This window comes from Lacrimispora sp. BS-2 (assembly GCF_040207125.1).
In the GTDB taxonomy this organism is placed as follows: Bacteria; Bacillota; Clostridia; order Lachnospirales; family Lachnospiraceae; genus Lacrimispora.
Genome location: NZ_CP157940.1, coordinates 3,943,175 through 3,961,539, shown reverse-complemented (window position 1 = coordinate 3,961,539; position 18,365 = coordinate 3,943,175). Strand labels below are relative to the sequence as shown.

General features: G+C 46.6%; 16 protein-coding genes. 2 read left to right on the top strand and 14 right to left on the bottom strand.

All coding sequences use genetic code 11. The annotated features are described in order from the left end of the window. Positions 1 to 35 precede the first annotated feature (35 nt). The 8 genes from ABFV83_RS18630 to ABFV83_RS18595 all read right to left on the bottom strand — a co-directional run bounded on the left by ABFV83_RS18630 (position 36) and on the right by ABFV83_RS18595 (position 9,487). Positions 36 to 728: an MgtC/SapB family protein gene (locus tag ABFV83_RS18630; RefSeq protein ID WP_349945973.1), complete on the bottom strand. Its 693-nt coding sequence runs from the start codon at positions 726 to 728 to the stop codon at positions 36 to 38. Between the two features lie 234 nt (positions 729 to 962). After that, positions 963 to 1,739, bottom strand: a complete 777-nt coding sequence (locus ABFV83_RS18625) for a 5-deoxy-glucuronate isomerase (RefSeq protein WP_349945971.1) — start codon at positions 1,737 to 1,739, stop codon at positions 963 to 965. A 187-nt stretch (positions 1,740 to 1,926) separates the two neighbouring features. Beyond that, on the bottom strand, positions 1,927 to 2,940 hold the full coding sequence (gene iolG / locus ABFV83_RS18620) for an inositol 2-dehydrogenase (protein WP_349945970.1): 1,014 nt from the start codon (positions 2,938 to 2,940) through the stop codon (positions 1,927 to 1,929). Positions 2,941 to 2,963: 23 nt separating this feature from the next. Continuing rightward, positions 2,964 to 3,863, bottom strand: coding sequence for a myo-inosose-2 dehydratase (iolE, locus tag ABFV83_RS18615; RefSeq protein WP_349945968.1), 900 nt, complete (start codon positions 3,861 to 3,863; stop codon positions 2,964 to 2,966). Positions 3,864 to 3,914: 51 nt separating this feature from the next. Then, entirely contained in the window at positions 3,915 to 5,846 is a 1,932-nt protein-coding gene (gene iolD / locus ABFV83_RS18610; RefSeq protein WP_349945967.1) for a 3D-(3,5/4)-trihydroxycyclohexane-1,2-dione acylhydrolase (decyclizing), read from the bottom strand. Between the two features lie 21 nt (positions 5,847 to 5,867). Next, the gene (iolC, locus tag ABFV83_RS18605) at positions 5,868 to 6,902 is read right to left on the bottom strand and encodes a 5-dehydro-2-deoxygluconokinase (RefSeq protein ID WP_349945965.1); all 1,035 of its coding nucleotides are present in this window, start codon (positions 6,900 to 6,902) and stop codon (positions 5,868 to 5,870) included. A gap of 85 nt (positions 6,903 to 6,987) precedes the next feature. Beyond that, on the bottom strand, positions 6,988 to 8,499 hold the full coding sequence (locus ABFV83_RS18600; RefSeq protein WP_349945963.1) for a CoA-acylating methylmalonate-semialdehyde dehydrogenase: 1,512 nt from the start codon (positions 8,497 to 8,499) through the stop codon (positions 6,988 to 6,990). A 139-nt stretch (positions 8,500 to 8,638) separates the two neighbouring features. Beyond that, positions 8,639 to 9,487 (bottom strand): class II fructose-bisphosphate aldolase, encoded by an 849-nt coding sequence (locus ABFV83_RS18595; RefSeq protein ID WP_349945961.1) that lies wholly within the window; start codon positions 9,485 to 9,487, stop codon positions 8,639 to 8,641. Between the two features lie 356 nt (positions 9,488 to 9,843). Here ABFV83_RS18595 and ABFV83_RS18590 point away from each other — a divergent pair, with 356 nt between their 5' ends. Next, a complete protein-coding gene (locus ABFV83_RS18590; protein WP_349945959.1) occupies positions 9,844 to 10,620 on the top strand; it encodes a DeoR/GlpR family DNA-binding transcription regulator in 777 nt (258 codons plus the stop codon). Between the two features lie 135 nt (positions 10,621 to 10,755). Here the strand turns inward: ABFV83_RS18590 and ABFV83_RS18585 are convergent, their stop codons facing one another. The 3 genes from ABFV83_RS18585 to ABFV83_RS18575 all read right to left on the bottom strand — a co-directional run bounded on the left by ABFV83_RS18585 (position 10,756) and on the right by ABFV83_RS18575 (position 14,170). Beyond that, entirely contained in the window at positions 10,756 to 11,604 is an 849-nt protein-coding gene (locus ABFV83_RS18585) for a sugar phosphate isomerase/epimerase (RefSeq protein ID WP_349945957.1), read from the bottom strand. A 388-nt stretch (positions 11,605 to 11,992) separates the two neighbouring features. Further along, positions 11,993 to 13,147: a Gfo/Idh/MocA family oxidoreductase gene (locus ABFV83_RS18580; RefSeq protein WP_349945956.1), complete on the bottom strand. Its 1,155-nt coding sequence runs from the start codon at positions 13,145 to 13,147 to the stop codon at positions 11,993 to 11,995. 3 nt (positions 13,148 to 13,150) lie between these two features. After that, the gene (locus ABFV83_RS18575; RefSeq protein WP_349945954.1) at positions 13,151 to 14,170 is read right to left on the bottom strand and encodes a Gfo/Idh/MocA family oxidoreductase; all 1,020 of its coding nucleotides are present in this window, start codon (positions 14,168 to 14,170) and stop codon (positions 13,151 to 13,153) included. Positions 14,171 to 14,292: 122 nt separating this feature from the next. On the opposite strand from ABFV83_RS18575, the gene ABFV83_RS18570 reads away from it, so the two are divergent. Next, complete coding sequence (locus ABFV83_RS18570) at positions 14,293 to 15,138, top strand: AraC family transcriptional regulator (RefSeq protein ID WP_349945952.1); 846 nt, start codon at positions 14,293 to 14,295, stop codon at positions 15,136 to 15,138. 2 nt (positions 15,139 to 15,140) lie between these two features. On the opposite strand, the gene ABFV83_RS18565 is transcribed toward ABFV83_RS18570, so the two are convergent. From ABFV83_RS18565 to ABFV83_RS18555, 3 genes are all read right to left on the bottom strand, one after another. Then, positions 15,141 to 15,899, bottom strand: coding sequence for a DUF6062 family protein (locus ABFV83_RS18565; protein ID WP_349945951.1), 759 nt, complete (start codon positions 15,897 to 15,899; stop codon positions 15,141 to 15,143). 224 nt (positions 15,900 to 16,123) lie between these two features. After that, on the bottom strand, positions 16,124 to 16,813 hold the full coding sequence (locus tag ABFV83_RS18560; protein WP_349945949.1) for a response regulator transcription factor: 690 nt from the start codon (positions 16,811 to 16,813) through the stop codon (positions 16,124 to 16,126). Then, on the bottom strand, positions 16,810 to 18,306 hold the full coding sequence (locus ABFV83_RS18555; protein WP_349945947.1) for an ATP-binding protein: 1,497 nt from the start codon (positions 18,304 to 18,306) through the stop codon (positions 16,810 to 16,812). Before ABFV83_RS18555 ends, ABFV83_RS18560 begins: the two co-directional genes overlap by 4 nt. Positions 18,307 to 18,365: the final 59 nt, after the last annotated feature.

Below are 18,365 nucleotides of genomic sequence, written 5' to 3'. Positions count from 1 at the left end.
AAAGCTCCTTTTACTGGAAGATCATACCTGTTACTTTAGCCGCTGATGGAGTCGATCCGTTTATCATTTGACCACTTGACGACCAGATCATTTTTCTCATATCCGGCCGGATAAAGGAGGTCCAGTTCCACCTTGACCGCCTCCTTTGTTTTTCCTGCCTTAATGTTTAAAACCTTGATCTTCTCCTCATTTAAGTTATGAAGCAACTCCGTGATGACGATGTTGTATTGATTCGTGGTTATTTTTAAGACACCTGGGTATGGCTCCCTGGAAAGAAAGGGAACATCATGAAGAATGATCTGGGTAAAAATAAGAAAAAGGCCTGCTCCGCATCCCAAAAAGTAGTTGCCTGCGCCGATTGCCATCCCCACTCCCGCCGTCGCCCAGATGCCTGCTGCAGTTGTTAAACCGCTGACTGAATGATTCTTAACAAAGATGACTCCTGCTCCAAGAAAACCGATCCCTGATACGATCTGGGAAGCGATCCTGGAAGCATCAAAATTGGGAACATCCCGGAACCCGTACTTGGAAACCACCATCATAAGAGCCGCTCCCATAGCCACAATGGCATGGGTTCTCATCCCTGCACCCTTATAACGATTGGTTCTTTCATATCCGATCAGATACCCTAAAAACCCTGCTACAACAATTCGAAAAAATAAACCCGTCTGGTAGATAAGGTCATACCTTTCCACAAGGCTTACCAGGATTCTCCAAACCTGGCTCATGATTACTCCTCTTTTCTGATATCAATTATCCTTCAATATCTTATAAAATATGCTGACAGAGTTTATCATGTTTGTGAAAAGGCATTTGCAGGGCATCTGTTTGTACGGGCCGGCCCTTTTTCTGTCCTTATGTTTTCCTGAAATAGCTTTTTAACAGATAAAAGCCAGAAAAAGACAGAAGCCTGAATGCTTTCCATCTTTTTCTGGCCTTTGGCAAGGGGGACCAGGATCAATTTATTTTAATTCTTTGATCCAGTTGTATCTGGGGTCATCTACCCGTGTTGTCCACGGATCCCCCGGAAGGTGCCGGATCATCCAGCAATAGTACATGGGGTAACCAGGCGCAGTCACCTGGGGGTGGGTCCTGCCGCCGGGAATGGCAGCACAACTCCCATCCTTGATCTTAAAAACATCTTCCCCGATAAAGCAGGCACCAAAGCCCTCCGGCCGTTCAAATTGGTAATAATAAACCTCAGGCTGGGGATGCTCATGAGGGGTGTAACTGGACCACCCTCCCTGATGAGTGATGACTTCTCCGTTTACCATATTGGAATAAGGGGCATTTTTGTAGTCAAAGATAGTGCGGACCGTCCGCTTCATCTTGTTTTCCAAAAGCCCTTCCCCAAAAATATCATTGGTGCAGTCCCCGGGCTTATAGAAAACGCTGTCAAATGCCCTTTCATTTTTGGTGCACTGAACCAGGATCTGACTGTCCTCCTTTGCCTCCACTCCGACCAAAACGCCCTTTGAAACGTGAAGGCAGTATGGCCCTTCCTCTATCAGACTGCTCCGTTTTCCCCACTCCTTCTTCTCTTCCCAGGAAAACGAGATTTCTCCGGTAAGGAGAAGGACCGCCATCTCATCCTCCGGATAGGAGAAGGACCGTTCCTCTCCCGCCTTCATCTGATAAACGGCAATGTCCATTAACATGTCATTTTCCCTGTCTCCTGCTTTGGTGAGAAGTTTTATTCCTTTGGGATCAAACTCCGGATAACTGAATAATTCGCTCATGGCAGCTCCTTTCTCCGTTTATATCCTATATCATGAACCTGCTGTTCATGATCGACATTCGCCGTTCGCGCCGATGAGCAAGCTCATCTTCGCTCTCTTGTGCTCATTATCTCATGAACCTACGGTTCCTGAGCAGCATTCACCGTTCGCGCCGATGAGCGAGCTCATCTTCGCTCTCTTGCGCTCATTACATCATGATTTCAGAAATCTTTACAGGCCTGTGCTCCTGCACGGACTTCTTGGCGGCAATGCCCATTAATACAGGCTTTAATCCATCCTCTACGCCAAGAGGGGTATCGGTATCATTCTCAATGGCTTCAATAAAGCAGTTCACTTCCTTTGCAAAGGACTGCATGTAACGCTCTAAGAAGAAGTATAAGGGTTTTTCTCCGGTAACGCCTTCGGCAGTGCTTAATACTGCACTGGATTCGGTATCATTGGTGGTTGCCACCATTCCCTTGGAGCCGAACACCTCTGCTCTCTGGTCATAGCCGTAAGCAGCCTTTCTGGAGTTATCAATGACTGCAATGGCACCGTTCTCCATTTTAAGGGTAATGACTGCGGTATCCACATCCCCTGCTTCCCCAATGGCCGGATCCACAAGTACTGCGGACTGAACGTAGATTTCCTCTGCATCACAGCCAGCTAAGTAACGGACCATATCAAAATCATGGATGGTCATATCTAAGAACATGCCTCCGGATACTGCTGCGTACTCGGCACTTGGCGGCTCCGGATCTCTGGAGGTAACTTTGATGATATGAGGTTCTCCGATCTTACCTGCTGCAACCGCATTTCTCACTGCTTCAAAGTTGTGGTCAAAGCGGCGGTTAAAACCTACCTGATATTTTATCTTACTGCCTTTTAAGGCTTCCATAACTTCCTTGATCTTCTCAATGTCGTGGTCAATGGGCTTTTCACAAAATACGTGTTTTCCTGCCTGAATGGCCTCAACGGAAATAGGGGAATGGGTGTTGGTAGATGAGCAGATCAACACGGCATCAATCTCCGGGTCTGCTAAAATCTCCTTGTAATCCTTGGTGGTATTGGGAACTCCCATGCCTTTTGCCCATTTGTCAGTTTCCTCATTCATGAATGGATCGGCAATGGTCTTGATCCTTCCGTTCTTTACCAGGTTGCAGATGCTGGTGGTATGTACTTTTCCGATTCTTCCTGCTCCAATAATTCCTACTGTTACCATAATTTTCTTCTCCTTCTCTTTTCTTAAAGACCGGTCTTTTCGGCTATGAATTTTCTTGAGCGGATGGCATATTCCAGAGGATTTGCCTTTGCAGGATCCTGCTCTGCTTCCACTACCATGTATCCTTCATAAGAAGCTTTCTCCAGTACCTTAAAAATCGGATCAAAATCCACGCAGCCGTCTCCTGGAATGGTAAATGCACCTGCCCGGACCCCTGCCAGGAAGCTCATTTTTTCCTCTTTTACCTTTTTCACGATCTCCGGGCGGATGTCCTTTAAATGTACATGTTTGATGCGTCCCACATACTTTTCCACCATAGCAACAGGGTCCTCGCCGCAGTATGCAAAATGGCCGCTGTCAAATAACAGGCTCACATATTCCGGATCAGTGCCAGCCATCATGCGTTCCACTTCTGCTGCACTCTGGACAACAGTTCCCATATGGTGATGGAAGGTCAAAGCCACCCCGTATTTTTCCTTGGAAAGCTTTCCAAGGCGGTTTAAGCCCTCGCACAGAAGATTCCATTCCCTGTCATCCATCTCATGCTTTCCTTCGAACACAGGCTGGTCCTGGATCCCCTGTGTGCTGTAGCTCTGCTCGGAAACACCTACGACCTTGGCTCCCATGGCTGCCAGGAAAGCCACATGCTTTTCAAATCCTTCTTCCGTCTCCTCATAAGGCCTGCTGATCAGAAAGGTGGAAAACCAGGCGTTGCAGATCTCTACGCCACGAAGGTCTAATGCCTTTTTTAAGCTTTCCACATCTCTTGGATATTTGTTGCCTACCTCGGAACCGGTGAAGCCTGCCAGGGCCATTTCGCTGACACACTGTTCAAAGGTATTTTCCTTCCCCAGATCCGGCAAATCATCATTGGTCCATGCAATCGGTGCGATTCCTAATTTCACTTTCTCCTTGTTTAACATGTTTGAATCCCCCTGTTTTATCATATTTTTTATACCGCCGGTTTTACGACATCAATACTTTCTGGCTTCATTTCTGCCTTCCATGACCCTATCCCATGCTTCTCTTACACTGCCCTTTTCCGAGGTTGTGGCAATTCCTACATTCCACCAGGATTCATACCCATCGGACATGGTCTTGGGGATCACTTTTAAATCAAACAGACAGGCTCTTTCCTGTTTTTTGGCATCTTCCAGAGCCTCTTCCAGTTCTTTGATGGTTCTGCAGGTATAAGCTTTCAGGCCATAACCCTCCCCTATTTTGGCATAATCAACGGGAATTAAATCCCCTGAAGGCTTTTTCCCGTCCGAATAGCGGAATTCCGTGGCAAGGCTTCCAATTCCGTGGTTCATTTCCAGATTGTTGATACAGCCAAAGCCGCAGTTATCAAATATCAGAATGTTGACCTTCTGCCTTTCCTGCATAATGGTCATGATCTCGCTGTGGAGCATCTGGAAGCTGGAGTCACCTACAACACAGTAAACTTCTGTTTCAGGCTCCGCAAATTTAACGCCCAGTGTGGCCGCCACTTCATACCCCATACAGGAATACCCGTACTCCGCATGGTATCCGCCCCGCTTGTCGGTCGTCCACATACGCTGCATACAGCTTGGAAGAGAGCCTCCTGCCGTAATGATGGTGGCATCTTCATCAATGACCCTTCTGATTGCTGCAAGTGCGGCGGTCTGGGTGATCTTTCCATTGGTCAAACGGACAAACTCCGGGATAGTCCTGGGATCCCGTGCTTTTATGTTGGGTTCAAAATCATCACCTGTGTATTCGATGCTGCCCAAACGCTCCATTTCTTCAGCCCATTTACTTTTTGCATCAGCGATCTCGTTTTTGTACTGGGACACATACTGTTTTTCCTTAAGCTTTTCCGTCAGGGCCTGAAGGGTTACTTTTGCATCTCCCACTGCCTTGACCGCATCCATCTTATATGCATGAAATCTGCTGTTATTGATGGTCACAAATCTGACATCTTCCCTTTTAAACAGCCACTTTGAACTTGTGGTAAAATCGCTCAGCCTGGTTCCGATGGCGATCACCACATCTGCATCCTTTGCGATCACATTGGAGGCATAGGTGCCGGTAACTCCAATTCCGCCAAGGCAGCAGGGATGGCTTGATTTACAGGCACTCTTCCCTCCCTGTGTTTCTCCAAAGGGTATGTTAAATTCTTCACAAAATTTTTCTACAGTTTCTCCCGCATCAGAGTAGCGGACTCCTCCGCCTACGATTACAAGGGGTTTCTTTGCCTCTGCAATGATGTCTGCGATCTCATCCAGTTCCTCTTCCACCGCAAGAGGCCTGGTAATCCGGTGTACCCGTTTCTTAAAAAAATAATCCGGATAATCATAGGATTCGCCTTCCACATCCTGACAGATGGAAATGCAGCACGCTCCGGTTTCTGCCGGATCCGTCAGCACACGCATGGCATTGATCAAAGCGCTCATGATCATTTCCGGTCTGGTGATCCTGTCCCAGTATTTACACACTGGTTTGAACGCATCATTGGTGGTGGCCGCAAGGCTGCTGCTTTGCTCCAGCTGCTGCAATACCGGATCAGGCTGTCTGGAGGCAAAGGTATCCGCCGGAAATACCAGAAGCGGAATATTATTTACCGTAGCGGTTGCACAGGCCGTTACCATATTGGCCGCACCAGGTCCCACGGATGAGGCGCACGGAATGATTTTCTTCCGGTTACTCTGCTTTGAAAATGCAATGGCCGTGTGGCACATCCCCTGCTCATTTCTTCCCTGAAGCACCTTAAGCTGTCCGGGATCCGTATCCAGAGCCTCTCCTAAGCCAACCGCGATTCCATGACCGAAAATAGTAAAAACACCTTCAACAAACTTTGTTTCCGCTCCATCAACAGAAACATACTGGTTATCCAGGAACTTCACAAGTGCCTGTGCTGTTGTCATTCTTATTGTTTTTGACATGTTCCGCTCTCCTTTATCTTATTATACACGGGCAATCATTTCACCAAACTTTTCCTTTTCTTCTTTTATAAATGCATGCACTTCCTCCGGTGTGGGCAGGGAATCCGAGCAATTATTGCTCTTTACCATCATGGAAGCCTCTGCAGAACCAAACTCCAGGCAGTCAATAATATCCCAGCCCTGGTAAAGACCGTACAGGAAGCCTGAACCATATCCGTCACCGCCGCCAAATCCTTTTCTGGCCTCTACCGGGAACGGCTTGATGGAAAATGACTGTCCGTCGCAGGTATATGCAGTAGACCCCTTCATTCCATGCTTGATGACCACGATCCTGGCACGATAGCTCTGCCACAGGGATGCACTCTCTTCGTCTGTCATGCCCGGTTTGATCAGTTTTTCCGTCAGGTTAAATTCTTCCCTTGATCCCATAATAATATCAGCTTCTTTGGCAACTGTGGAATAGTAAATGGATATTTCATCCTCATTTTTCCAGTTATAGGCCCTGTAATCAATATCAAAGATAATCCTGACATCGTTTCTCTTTGCCAGCATGACCGCCTTAAGGGCTGCTTCTCTTGACGGGCTTTGTGCAAGCGCCGTACCTGATATCAAAATTGCTTTTGCTTTCCTGATATACCCTTCGTCTATGTCTTCTACGTCCAGCTGCAAGTCAGCAATGCAGTTCCGGTACATCAGGATATTGCTGTCACTGGAAGAAAGCATTTCCGTGAAGGTCAGTCCCAGCTTTTCTCCATTTTTGCATTTTGTAATATGAGTGGTATCGATTCCCTGTTCATTGAAATAATCCACTACAAATTCACCGAACTGGTCATCCGATACTTTCCCGATGAATCCTGCCTTCATGCCATGTCTGGTCACACCTACTGCAATGTTAGCCGGAGAACCTCCCACAAACTTTTCAAACATGTGCACCTTTTTTAACGGCTTGAATTCCTCTTTTACATACTCATTATAAGCCGGATTGAAATCAATAGCTACCCTTCCAAGAAGAATTAAATCCAACTCTCTGGTTTCATCAAATTTTATATATTCCATGTTACATCCCTCCCATTGCGTGAAAAAACACACTGCAAGGTTTAACCACCTTGCAGGGCGTTTTTTCCATCATTGGCGGCATCCTTTAGATTGTGCCATCCCAGGTATTCACGTTTGTGGATTCTCCGGTTTCTTCGTCGAACCACCTGCTGGTGACAACTTTATTTTCTGTGAAGAATCTATATCCGTCCTTGCCTAAGCAGTGCAGATCTCCGATGAACGACAGTTTCTTGCCGTTGAAAGGAAACATGCCTACCGGAACCGGAATTCCTACATTGATGCCGATCATACCGCCGTCCGTGTGTCTGGCAAACTCTCTGGCATAGTGACCACTCTGGGTAAAGATAACAGAACCATTTGCATATGGATTGGCATTCATTATCTTCAATCCCTCTTCAAAGGTCTTCACTCTCTTGATGCACAGTACCGATCCGAAGATTTCTTTTTCTCCTATGCTCATGTCGGGCGTCACATGATCAAATATTGTGGGTCCTAAGTAAAAACCGCCTTTGCAGCCTTCGACTGCAATGTCCCGTCCATCCAGTACAAGCTCTGCACCTTCTTCTAATCCTTTTTCGATCCACTTCACAATGGAATCTTTATGAGCCTTATTTACAACCGGGCCGAGTTTTGTGCTCTTATCATAGGCAGGACCCACTTTAAGAGTCTTGGCCTGAGCTATTATCTCCGCCACAAGGGCATCGGCTATTCCCTCCTGTGCTACTATAACAGGCAGAGCCATACATCTTTCTCCCGCGCATCCGAAAGAAGAATTAATAATTCCCGCAGCTACCCGCTTTACCGGAGCATCATTTAAAACCAGGGCATGGTTCTTGGCTTCGCAGAGAGCCTGAACTCTCTTACCTGTGGCTGCAGCAGTGGAGTAAATATGCATGCCTACAGATGTAGAACCTACGAAGCTGATTCCTTTGATGTCGGGATGGGTGAGAAGAATCTCTGCTTCTTTTCTGGAGCAGGTGACAATATTAATAACGCCATCCGGCAGCCCTGCTTCTTTATACAGTTCTGCGATCCGCATACAGGTTTGTGGGGTAAAGGATGCTGCCTTTAGTACTATGGTGTTGCCGCAGGCGATACACATGGGGGTCATCCAGCCCATAGGTATCATTGCCGGGAAATTAAATGGCACGATGCCGGCAAATACCCCCAGAGGCATACGGTACAGCACCGTATCAAATCCGGTGGAAGCGTCCATCAGGCTGTCTCCCATCATCAGTGACGGGGCACTTATGGCCTGTTCGGTACCTTCTTTGGCTTTCAGTACATCACCCTGAGCCTCTTCCCAGTTTTTACCATTCTCTTTTGCTACCAGCATGGTCAGTTCATCCATATGCTCTATGAGCAGATCCCTGAGCTTATAAAGTACCTGGACTCTTTTTATCACAGGAGTAGATGACCAGGACGGAAACGCCGCTTTGGCTGCCTCCACAGCTTCTTCCACTTCTGCCGGAGTACAGCATGGTACTTTGGCAATTACTTCGCCGGTACTGGGATCGTAGGCATCAGAATACTTATCTGTTGTTGATTCCTTCCATTGGCCATTTACAAGATACTTTAATTTTTTTACTTCTCCCATTTTTATATCCTTTCCTTTCTCTTGGCTTAAAACACAAAATGTTATGAAAAACGGATGCTTTAAGCGGTTTTATTTTATAGTTTCATACATGGAATTTGGCACACGGTAAATCACAAAAAAGTGAGCGGTCTGTCCGGCCTTATGTAAGCGGCTCCACACAGCTAAAGATCCTGATATGCTGCTTTACATTCTCATACACTCCCTGAACCATGGCTTCATTCAGCCCGAAATAATCATGTTTTCCTTCCGATTCCAGATACTTTGCAGCTTCCTTAGTCAGACTGTCAAAGCTGGCCGTGGCAATGTTGATCTTCCGGATTCCAAGACCTATGGCTTTCCTAAAGTCCTCCGGAGTAATTCCGGTCCCGCCGTGAAGAACCAGAGGTACGTTGGTCTTCTGATCAATGGCTTCCAGAACATCAAAGGCCAGTCTGGGAGCCACCGGATAATTTCCGTGGGCATTACCGATTGCTACTGCCAAAGCGTCCACGCCGGTCCTCTGGCAAAAAGTTCCGGCATCTTCAGGATTCGTGCAGCGGATCCCCTCATCCGTGCTCCCATCCTCGCTGCCGCCCACCAGTCCAAGCTCCGCTTCTACGGTGGCTCCATATTCCCTGGCAAGATTAACCGCTTCCAGGGTCTTTGCCATATTCTCTTCAAATGGAAGGTTGGAACCATCCATCATCACGGAGGTGAACCCATAATCCAAGGCCTGCTTTAACACCTGAATGGTCTTGCCGTGATCTAAATGAACTGCGATGTCGACCTTTGCATTCTTTGCCGCCTCCACCATCATGGGTCCCATCAGGGTCAGCGGGGAATGGGGAAGACGCACTTCCGCGATCTGTAAGATAATGGGAGTATTCATATCTTCTGCTGCCTTTACAGCTCCCTTCACCATCTCAAGGTTTCCCACGCTGAAGGCTCCGACCGCCCTGTTTTTTTCTGAGGCCTGATTCAGCAATTCCTTCATTTTTACTAATCCCATACTTCTTCTCCTTTAACCGGGCTTCAATCCCACAGACTGGGGGAATCTCCGCCGCGTCAGCCCTAATCATCTCTTTTCCGGTATTGAGGAGGAAATCACACTTCCTGACCCCGCCACCATTTCATCAGTGACAATAAGAGTTTTTCTTACCCTTCCCCCTTATGATCATGTTTTGATTTCATTTGTGTTATATTATGGTTATATCTTAGCACTTTCTAAGGCATTGGTCAAGATAATCTTGTAATATTTTTTAAATATTGGTTAAATGTTGGTTACTTCTTGATATTTTCTTGCACATCTGCTATAATCTAACTATAACAGCATGCCGGAGAGGCAGCTAAGCAAGGAGTACACCTATGAGAATTTCCCGAATCGACCAACTGGAACAATATATACTGGAGCACAGAACAGCCTCCATTGATGCCCTGTGTGAAGAGTTTGAAATTTCAAAAAACACCCTTCGCCGGGACTTAGATATCCTTGTTGCCCGGGGTACCGTGGAAAAGGTCTACGGCGGCGTCATTGCATGTGAAAATGCGTCCCCTGTCCCCAATCTGGTCGCCTTCCATGAACGTGCCGGCAAAAATGCCCAGAGCAAGCAGAGGATCGCCGCACTGGCCGCTTCCTTTGTGCGGGAGAGGGATATCATATTCATTGACAGCGGGACCACCACCATGAACATTGTGGATCACCTGGCCCATTTGAACATGGTAACGGTTATTACCAACAGCCTCCAGGTCATCAACAAATCCATGAATTATCCAAACATTAACCTGATCGTTCTGCCCGGGTCTTTAAAAAGGAATACCGCTTCCCTGGTAGGCAGCGCCTGCGTGGAATACTTAGAGGATTATAACATTGTCCGGGCATTTATGGCCTGCACAGGAGTTTCCCTTCAGGCCGGGGTCTGCAACGCTTCCACAGAGGAATACATCATTAAGAAAACGGCGTTAAAAAAGAGCCAAAAGCATTATCTTCTGGCAGATTCCTCAAAATTTGGGCGTACCTCTCTCATGACCTTCGGAGAGATCGGGCAGTTTGATTATATATTGACCGAGCAGATGCCTGATGATGAATTCAGCTCCAGCTGCCGGGAATTGGGCTGTACCATTGAGATCGCGTCTGAACCATAGGACAGAGCTCTGTCCCTGGGGCAGGAAAAAAGCGTATCCAGGAGTTTCCGTCTGACCGGACTCTTAGATACGCTTTTTAGTTGTATTTTATATGGGTCAAGCGGATACTTGCAATCCGCGCCCTACTTAATTCGGTTAGATTTTTTCTAATATCTTTTTAAGAGATTCATATGCCATGGTAAATGCTTCTTCTCCGCTCATCTTTTTCTTTTGGGAAACATTCTGCTCCAAGGCATGAAACCCTGCAAAATCACTTAAATGGGGCTCCAGAGATAAAAATCCTTTATATCGTCCGGCTTTCAGCACCTTTAAGATTTCTTCCACATGTCCGTTTCCCATGCCTGCTGGAACCACGCTGGCATCGGACCACAGGGCATCCTTTACATGAATATAGGCAATGTAGGGCTTTAACATCTCATAAGCTTCCAGGGTGTCCTGTTTGCACTGAACGAAATTGGCAAAGTCAAAGACTGCTTTAAAGTGCTCCCCGTAGAATTCCTTCATGATTTCCATGCAACGGTCCGCCACATCTCCGTAAATATCCTTTTCATTCTCATGAAGAAGTACGGCCTGGCTGGTCTTTGCGTAGTCTGCAAACTGTCCCAGCTGGTCCATGACCTTTCCACGGTAAGGAGCATAGCTTTCATTCTCAGGCATGAAAAAGCTGAACATACGGATGTATGGAACTTCCATCACATGGGCAATTTCCACTGTATGCCTGTAAAGCTCCATGTGAGGGGCAAAATCATCGGTGATTTTTATCTTTCCAATGGGAGAGCCCACAGAGGATAAACGGATTCCCGCCTCATCAAGCTGCTTTTTGATTTCCTTTACTTCATTTATGGAATGCTCTACCAGGCCCTTCCCGTTAACCCCCCGCATCTCCACATGATGAATATCCAGCTTCTTTAATACTTCAATCTGCTTTCCTAAGTCCATATCGATTTCATCTGCAAAACCAGATAATAAAATTCCATCCCACATAATCGTTTCTCCTTTTTTCATTTCCTATTTATTGTCCATGTCCTTTGGACATAAAGGGATACCCGCAGGGTGTTTCCTATTTATTGTCCATGTCCTTTGGACATAAAGGGATACCCGCAGGGTGTTTCCTATTTATTGTCCATGTCCTTTGGACATAAAGGGATACCCGCAGGGTGTTTCCTATTTATTGTCCATGTCCTTTGGACATAAAGGGATACCCGCAGGGTGTTTCCTATTTATTGTCCATGTCCTTTGGACATAAAGGGATACCCGCAGGGTGTTTCCTATTTATTGTCCATGTCCTTTGGGCATGAAGGGATACCCGCAGGGTGTTTCCTATTTGCTGCCCATGCTCTTTGGTCATAAAGGGATATCCGAAGGGTGTTTCCTAATAGCTTCCTTCTGTGTCAAATACCACGCCGGTCCCTTCCTTTTTCCCGGATTCCCTGCGGCGCTTATTAAGTTCCTCCAGGAATAAGTCCTCATCAAAGGGGAGCTCCACCTCCCGCTTTAACCAGCTGGATAAATGCATGGCATTTGATAAGGTCAGCCCGTTAATTCCTTCCACGCCTTCCGCAATCAAAGGAGTGCCATGAAGGATCTTCCCTGCAAATGCCTTTAAAACACCTACATGCTGTTCATTCTCTCCATCTGTCATGACTTCTGTCACCGTGCATTCCGGGGTATCAAACCCGCCCTTTGCTGTTTTGCAGAAGGTGCGCTCGTTTTCCGACAGCTTATGAAGCATGAGCTTATGGTTTTCGCAGACCAGCTTGCCCATTTCCAAAGTGATCTCAAACCGGTTGGTTCCAGGCGCATCTGCGGTTGTGGTGACAAAGACTCCTGTAGCTCCGTTCGGATATTCCATATAAGCCGTTACATCATCTTCCACTTCAATGTCATGCCATTTTCCGTTGTGGCAGAATGCCTGTACCTTACTTGGCATTCCACAGATCCACTGGATTAAGTCCATGTTATGGGGGCACTGGTTTAGCAGCACACCGCCGCCTTCCCCATCCCAGGTGGCTCTCCAGCTTCCTGAGTCATAGTAGGACTGAGTGCGGTACCAGTCCGTTACGATCCAGTTGACCCGTTTGATGGCTCCCAGCTCCCCGCCGGTTACAAGCTCATGCATTTTCCGGTAAATGCAGTTGGTCCTCTGGTTGAACATCATGCCAAAGACCTTGTCGCTTTTTTTAGCCGCATCATTCATTTCCTGAACCTGCCTGGTGTAAACTCCCGCAGGCTTTTCACACATCACATGCAGTCCGTGGTTCATGGCATCAATGGTCAGCTCCGGATGCTGGTAATGAGGCACCGCAATTAAGACCCCATCGCATACACCTGCCGTAATCAGATCCTTTCCCTCCTCAAAAACAGCAACTGAATCCGGCAAATGCTCCTGTGCCCAGATTCTTCTGCCTTCCTGGCGGTCCGCCACCGCAGTCACTTCCATCTCCGGAACGTTTCCCTCCAGAATATTCTTTAAGTGACCGCTCCCCATGTTTCCAATTCCGATAATACCCAGTCTTACCTTGTCCATGCCCTATCTCCCCTCATTTCTTGCGGAATCATAAATATCCATCATGGTGTAAAATGTATTCTGAACCGAGGCCAGGTCATTGAAACAGGCCTTCCCGGTTTCCAAACAATCATAAAAATCTCTGATACAGGCTTCGTGTCCGCCGCCCCAATAGGTTTTTCCCGGAAGGGAAGTTTTTTTTGCCTTCCACACCACAGGCTCCTCCTGTCCCTCCGTCTGATACCAGACAGAATTTCCTTCCAGGCGGATAAACCCTTTTTCACAGGCAAGCTCTAAAAAAACCGGCGCATCCATGGCGTAGGCGGTAGTTGCATAAAAGCTGGCGCTTACCGGCTCTGCTCCTTCCGTAAAAGCCATATAGGCTTCCAGGGTGTCCTCCACCTCAACGATTCCTTTCAAGTGGTGGTTGCTCATAGATCCTTCCGTTCTTACAGGTTTTCCGAGCCAGGAAAGAAGCAGATCCAGAGCGTGTATAGATTGGTTGATTAACGCCCCGCCGCCCTCTGTCTCAAGCTTTCCCCTCCAGCCGCTTTCTGTGTAATAGGAAGCATCCCTGTGCCAGGTCACAAAGGCCCTTCCGCCTTTTATCCTGCCAAGAGTTCCCTGGGTCAAAAGCTCATTTACCTTTTTCGTGGTTTCATTATACCGGTTCTGGAAACAGATACCTAACCTTCCGCTGCTCTGGCCGGAAATCATTAAAAGCTCTTCAAATTGCTCTCTGCTTATGGCAGGCGGCTTTTCCATGAATACATGAAGCCCTTTCTTTAAGGCCGCTGCCGCCATGGGCACATGGCAGTAGTGGGGCGTGCAGATATGAACTACGTCAAGCTCTTCCTTTTCAAGCATATTCTCCATGGATTCATAAGCCTTTGCCTTTCCGGCCGTAAAGCGGGCCGAATATTCCTCTGCCCGTTCCAGGCGGATATCTGCCAGAGCGCAGATCCGGACCTGTTTTATATCATTCAGTACCACGGCGTGAACTCCCCCGATGTTTCCGCATCCGATTACCCCAACCCGAACCATGATTGCCTCCTCTTTTCTTTTTCCTCTTTCTGTGATAGATTTATTATATATTGTTTTTAACGCAATTTGTTTGCGTAGATTGACTATAAGTATGCATAGATTGTCTATTTAAGGAGGAAGCCATGAAAAAGGAAAGCCTTTACCATTACAGCGAATTTTCCGAGCCCTTCAGCTGCGATTTTACCACCAGCCATATTGCCGGAAATGTGGATTTTCACATGCATAACAGCCATGAAATCTATCTGCTCATGGACGGACACATCCAGTATTTTGTGGAAAATTCCTGCTATGATATGAAGCCGGGCAGCCTGATCCTGTTTTCCAACCGGGAGATCCATAAGGCCATTAACACCACAAGTGAAGCCTTCACCCGCCTGGTCATTCACGTAAATCCCGCCTTTATCCGCCCTTACTGTACCCCTGACACTAACCTTTTGGAGTGTTTCCACCGGGAACCTGCCATAGGCAATCTGGTCCTGCTTTCAAAAGAAGAATATGGGAGCCTGGTTTCCATGGCTCAGAGCCTTCATGAGGCAATAAAAAATCGCTGCTCCTACGGCAGCGATCTAACAGCAATGACCACATTGATCCAGATCCTTATTCTCATTAACATAGCCTGGCAAAAAACAAGTCCCGGAGGGGCAGCACCAAAGCCCCACCGGACCCAGGCGATCATGAATTATATTGATAAAAACTTAACAACTCCCATGACCCTGGATTCTATTTCCCAGGCTCTTTCCCTTGATAAATATTATATCAGCCACTTATTTAAATCTGAGACAGAAAGCAGCATTTTCCAGTATATCGTGGTAAAGCGTGTAGCCCTGGCAAAGGAGCTGCTTATCCAGGGACATACGGTTTCAGAGGCCTGCCATCTATCAGGATTTCATGATTATTCCAACTTTATCCGCACCTTCCGCCAGACCACCGGCTATACGCCCGGACAGTTTAAGCGGTTAAGCCGGTAGGCTTACCGCTGTTTATAGGCCGGGTCTGCCGGATAACCGCCCCGCAGCTTTTGCATCCCGCGCTGAATGGCGTCCTTTGACTGCTTCCAGTCCGCATCCCGGTTTAAGTAATCAAATTTCTCAATGAACCAGTCCACATCGCCGGATATCCGCTCCATATTTTGCTCCATGATCTGAAAAATGGCAGGATAAAACTCCTTCCGTTCCCTGTCATTTAAATATTTATCCGCTCCGGTGCACAGATCAGCAAAGTGGTGAAGGCAGAATCCCTTGCTTTTATTAAGCTTTTCCCGGAAAACAGGATCCTTTTTATATAAGTGGAAAAAGGTTGCTGCATACCGCTCATAGGTTTCAGAAAACCGGTCGCATATATAGCAGGTCTTTTCCTTCCCTTGGATCCAGGCGCTGATGGAATTGCAATTTCCTGTTTTTCCTGTAAGCCGGTCCTTTAAGGAGGTTTTTCCGGGAGCAAACTCCTTAAATTCCTCCTTCATTTCCTTTATCAGTTTCTTATAATAGGTTTTTAATATCCAGCCGTTTCCCAGGGCATTTCCATAATCAAACATTTTCTTTTGATGGATCCGGCAAAAGCCTGACCGGTCCGTGGCTTCTCTTGTATCACTTTCCATATAGGAAGCGCAGGAACCTAATACAAAATCCATAAGCTCTTGTTCCGCTTTTCTCTCGAGATAGCAGAACAGGCACTCGTCATCTGCATCCAAGGCGTCATTTAGCGGTATCTCATATAATTTTTCCTTCATATTTTATATCCTTTTTACCATTCTGCAGGCACCTTCCTTTTTAGGGGCAATAAATTTACTGCCGGCTGCTTTATCTGCAAATAGCCAGACCCAAACCATAAGGACAGCCAGCCAAAAAGAAATCCCGTGTACTGGCATACACGGGATTTCGCTTTATGTTCAGATGGACATACTCAACTTTCCAGCTAATTCTATATTATGCAAAAGTTAGAATGATGCCAAGATTACACCTTAAACCGGTATCCAACTCCCCAAATAGTCTCAATATACTGAGGCTTTGCCGTATTAAACTCAATCTTTTCCCTGATTTTCTTAATATGAACGGTAACCGTGGCGATATCGCCAATGGATTCCATATCCCATATTTTATTGAACAATTCTTCTTTCGTAAATACATGGTTAGGATTCTGTGCAAGGAAAGTTAATAGGTCAAATTCCTTTGTGGTAAAGTTCTTTTCCTCTCCATTGACCCATACCCGTCTGGCTGTTTTATCGATTTTAAGGCCCCGGATCTCAATGATCTCATTGTCCGGCACTCCGCTTCCGATCAGCCTTTCATAACGGGCCAGATGGGCTTTTACACGGGCAACCATCTCACTTGGGCTAAAGGGTTTTGTGATGTAATCATCAGCCCCCAGGCCCAGTCCCCTGATCTTATCGATATCCTCTTTTTTGGCGGAGACCATGATGATGGGGGTGTTTTTTACTTCCCTGACCTTCCTGCATATTTCAAAGCCATCCACTCCCGGCAGCATAAGATCCAGGATCACCAGATCAAAGTCCTCGTGGAGTGCCATATGAAGTCCTTCTTCTCCGTCATTCTCAATCTCAACCTCAAATCCGCTCAGCTCCAGATAATCCTTCTCCAGCTCTGCAATGCTTTCTTCATCTTCTACTATCAGAATTCTGCTCATTCCTGTAAGACCTCCTGGTATTTTCTCAAAACAAAATGTATCTCCGTTCCAATGCCTTCTTTGCTGGTAGCCCAGATCCGGCCGCCATGATCCTCAATGACCTTTTTAACAATAGACAGACCGATTCCGCTTCCGCCCTGAGCGGAATTTCTGGAGGAATCAGTGCGGTAAAACCGGTCAAAAATATTGGGCAGATCCTTTGCCGGAATACCTTTTCCGTTGTCCTCAATCTCCACCTGGATAAAGTCTCCCACATCCTTGATCCGGATATTGATGATCCCGCTCCTCTTATCCATGTATTTTACAGAATTGCTGACAATATTATTAATGACCCTGCGAAGCTGCTCTGCGTCCGCAATGACCATCACATCCTCATCCACATAATTAAAGTATCCCAGCTCAATGCTGCGGTCTTCCATCTCAAGTCCTACTTCATCAACGCAGTCCCTGAAATAGCCTGCCACGTTGATCTTGGAAAAGGTATAGGGAATCTTATTGGTGTCAATCTTTGAGTAAAAAGTCAATTCGTCTATCAGCTTATCCATGTCATTGGCCTTGTTGTAGATGGTGCGGATATACCGGTCCAGCTTTTCCGGTGAGGAAGCAACGCCATCCATGATCCCCTCCACATATCCTTTAATAGCGGTGATGGGAGTCTTTAGATCATGGGAAATATTACTGATCAGTTCCTTGTTCTCCTTATCATACTCCACCTTTTCTTCCGCAGATTCCTTAAGGCGGATCCTCATCTCCTCAAAATCCTGGCACAGCTGTCCGATCTCATCGTCATTTTCCACCTCAAGGGAGAAATCCAGGTTTCCGTCCCGTATTTTCTTGGTGGCGATTTGAAGACGTCCCAGAGGACTTACCACGGACCGGTATACCCACATCATGAGGATGGCATCGGTAAACACGATGATCATAATAATGGCCATCAGCATTTCCGTCATCATGACCTTGATCTCAGGAAGAAGGCCGTTCACATTGGAAACAATGAACACACTCCCTTTATCCCCATCGGGATAGAGAAAATCCATCTGCTTTACCAGATGCTGTGTTTCTCCATCCAGATAAATGGCACCGTCAATGGTGGTGTCTATATCCTCAAATTTGGGAAGCTGGCCGTATAGGCCCTGGGTGATATGGCTGTTTCCGTCAAAAAAAAGAGAGTTTCCCTTTCGGACGATCATATAAGCATACTTTGAAACCAGATTTTCATTAAGCTTTACCAGATAATCCATATCTTGAAACTGTCCGGGATCACTTTGAAGAATCTGTCTGATTTCCCTTTGCTCCGTCAAGGTCAGACGGTTAAATAGCTGCAAGGAATTGCTTGACAGAAGATCGATCTGCTCCGTTAAATTATAGGCTTTACGAAACGCCTTCATCTGGTAATTGCTAAGCCCTGCCACCACTCCAAAGATCAGGACCAGGGGAATCACCGTTATAATCAAAAATGCCACAACAAGACGGGTTCTCAATCTTAATTTCACTTTTCTCGTCTCTCCCATGCTCTGAAACTTTATTATAACAAAAAATTAATATTACATAG

Excerpts from the sequence above, each read along its gene's own strand:
- ABFV83_RS18630 (WP_349945973.1), bottom strand. The coding sequence starts at position 728 with ATGAGCCAGGTTTGGAGAATCCTGGTAAGCCTTGTGGAAAGGTATGAC.
- ABFV83_RS18580 (WP_349945956.1), bottom strand. The coding sequence starts at position 13,147 with ATGGACAAGGTAAGACTGGGTATTATCGGAATTGGAAACATGGGGAGC.
- ABFV83_RS18600 (WP_349945963.1), bottom strand. The coding sequence starts at position 8,499 with ATGGGAGAAGTAAAAAAATTAAAGTATCTTGTAAATGGCCAATGGAAG.
- iolC (WP_349945965.1), bottom strand. The coding sequence starts at position 6,902 with ATGGAATATATAAAATTTGATGAAACCAGAGAGTTGGATTTAATTCTT.
- iolG (WP_349945970.1), bottom strand. The coding sequence starts at position 2,940 with ATGGTAACAGTAGGAATTATTGGAGCAGGAAGAATCGGAAAAGTACAT.
- ABFV83_RS18625 (WP_349945971.1), bottom strand. The coding sequence starts at position 1,739 with ATGAGCGAATTATTCAGTTATCCGGAGTTTGATCCCAAAGGAATAAAA.
- ABFV83_RS18565 (WP_349945951.1), bottom strand. The coding sequence starts at position 15,899 with ATGAAGGAAAAATTATATGAGATACCGCTAAATGACGCCTTGGATGCA.
- ABFV83_RS18590 (WP_349945959.1), top strand. The coding sequence starts at position 9,844 with ATGAGAATTTCCCGAATCGACCAACTGGAACAATATATACTGGAGCAC.
- ABFV83_RS18595 (WP_349945961.1), bottom strand. The coding sequence starts at position 9,487 with ATGGGATTAGTAAAAATGAAGGAATTGCTGAATCAGGCCTCAGAAAAA.
- ABFV83_RS18575 (WP_349945954.1), bottom strand. The coding sequence starts at position 14,170 with ATGGTTCGGGTTGGGGTAATCGGATGCGGAAACATCGGGGGAGTTCAC.
- iolE (WP_349945968.1), bottom strand. The coding sequence starts at position 3,863 with ATGTTAAACAAGGAGAAAGTGAAATTAGGAATCGCACCGATTGCATGG.
- ABFV83_RS18570 (WP_349945952.1), top strand. The coding sequence starts at position 14,293 with ATGAAAAAGGAAAGCCTTTACCATTACAGCGAATTTTCCGAGCCCTTC.
- ABFV83_RS18585 (WP_349945957.1), bottom strand. The coding sequence starts at position 11,604 with ATGTGGGATGGAATTTTATTATCTGGTTTTGCAGATGAAATCGATATG.
- iolD (WP_349945967.1), bottom strand. The coding sequence starts at position 5,846 with ATGTCAAAAACAATAAGAATGACAACAGCACAGGCACTTGTGAAGTTC.
- ABFV83_RS18560 (WP_349945949.1), bottom strand. The coding sequence starts at position 16,813 with ATGAGCAGAATTCTGATAGTAGAAGATGAAGAAAGCATTGCAGAGCTG.